This window comes from Streptomyces sp. DvalAA-14 (assembly GCF_900091855.1).
Lineage (GTDB): Bacteria > Actinomycetota > Actinomycetes > Streptomycetales > Streptomycetaceae > Actinacidiphila.
In genome coordinates this window covers 1-1497 of the sequence record NZ_FMCH01000263.1, presented here as the reverse complement: position 1 = coordinate 1497, position 1497 = coordinate 1, and the positions used below count along the sequence as shown (strand labels likewise).

Below are 1497 nucleotides of genomic sequence, written 5' to 3'. Positions count from 1 at the left end.
TCGGCGGCGCCGGGGGCCGGGTCGGCCGGCGGCAGGCGTCATCACGCCGGCTCCGCAGGTCGCGGCGCTGCGAGGCGGGCGGTGCCGAGGACGAGGTCGGCGCCGCCGAACTCGGGGTCGTCCAGCGGGGTGCCGTCGTCCACCGCGAACAGCAGGTGGGGCTCGCCCTGGCGGTAGGCGGTACCGACCGGCGGGGAGGCGGCGTGGACGGCGAGCAGCGCGACCAGGTACGGGAGGTCGGGGTCGCGGCGGCGGGCCTCGGCGAGCAAGCCCGACAGCCGGCGCGGCGCGTCGTGCGGGAGGTCGAGGAGTGCCAGGGCCGACTCCAACTGCTCGTCCGAGAAGCGGGAGTCGTCCGGCGTGGCCACCAGGTCCGGCTCCGGCATCTCCGCCCCGAGGTGCTCCCGCTCGACCGGCGGGGTGAGCAGCGACTCCACCAGGTCGGCCACCCGGACCGAGGCGGGTGTCCGCAGCCCCGCCCCCCGGGCGAAGAACGCGTCGGTGACCCGCGACGCCTGCTCGACCGGCAGCGGCAGCAGCGGCGCGACCAGCTGCCCGTAGAGATCGAGCCCGGCCCGCGCGGGCGGCGCGGCGAAAGCCTGGCGGTCCTGTTCGGCGCGGAACAGCGGCCCTGCCTCCAGCAGCCGGGACTGGAGCTGGGTGTGCCGCCGGATGCAGTCCTTGACGATGTCCACCAGTTCGGCGGCCCGCCGCTTGTGCTCCGGCTCCTCCGCCTCGTCCCTGGCCTTGCGGATGTTGGTGAGAATCGCGTTCTCGTGCCGGTAGCGGTCGGCGACGTGGTCCAGCGCTTCGGCGATCATGTCCGGGACCTGTCGCAGCCAGTCCACCGCCCGTACGTTGCGCCGGGTGGCCTCCAGGGTGCGGCGCAGTGTCTCGGCGTACTGCACGGTGCGGTAGCGGGCCTGCTCGGCGGCGAGTTGGGCGTCGGCGAGCCTGCCTCGGCTGATCAGCACCTCCAGCTTCACCTCGGCGGCGATCTGCGCGCTGGTGACGTCGGTGTCGAGCGCGCCGACCAGCACGTTGACCGCCTCGTCGGTGGTCCGCAGGTAGAGGGTGCCGCCGGGCGCCGGCACCTCTTCGATCAGCTTGAAGTCGTAGTCCCGCCGGACGTACGCGCCGTCGGCGCCGAACGTGCCGTACACCGCGCGGAATCCGCGGTCGGCGCTGCCGACGTTGATCAGGTTCTCCAGCACCCAGCGGGCGACCCGCTCGTGCTCGACCGGTGATCTCGCGGGCGCCTGGGCCGCGACCCGGGGCAGCAGCCTGGCCACTATCTGGTCGTGGTCGGCGCCGGTGTCGAAGTCCATGTTGAGGGTGACCAGGTCGATCACGGCGAGCGCCACCTCGGCCATCGCGTAGACCGAGTACTCGCCGGCCAGATTGGCCTTGCGGGTGTCCAGGTCGTGCAGCGGCGCGGTGCAGGCGAGCGCCTTCAGCCGGCGGGCCAGGCCCTCGTCGGCCGCCGGGCCCGGTGCC

1 protein-coding gene is annotated in these 1497 nt (G+C 74.1%); it reads right to left on the bottom strand.

The features are described from left to right. Positions 1–41 precede the first annotated feature (41 nt). A partial coding sequence (locus tag GA0115240_RS13530) for a hypothetical protein (protein ID WP_093736926.1) occupies positions 42–1497 on the bottom strand: 1456 nt, incomplete at its 5' end.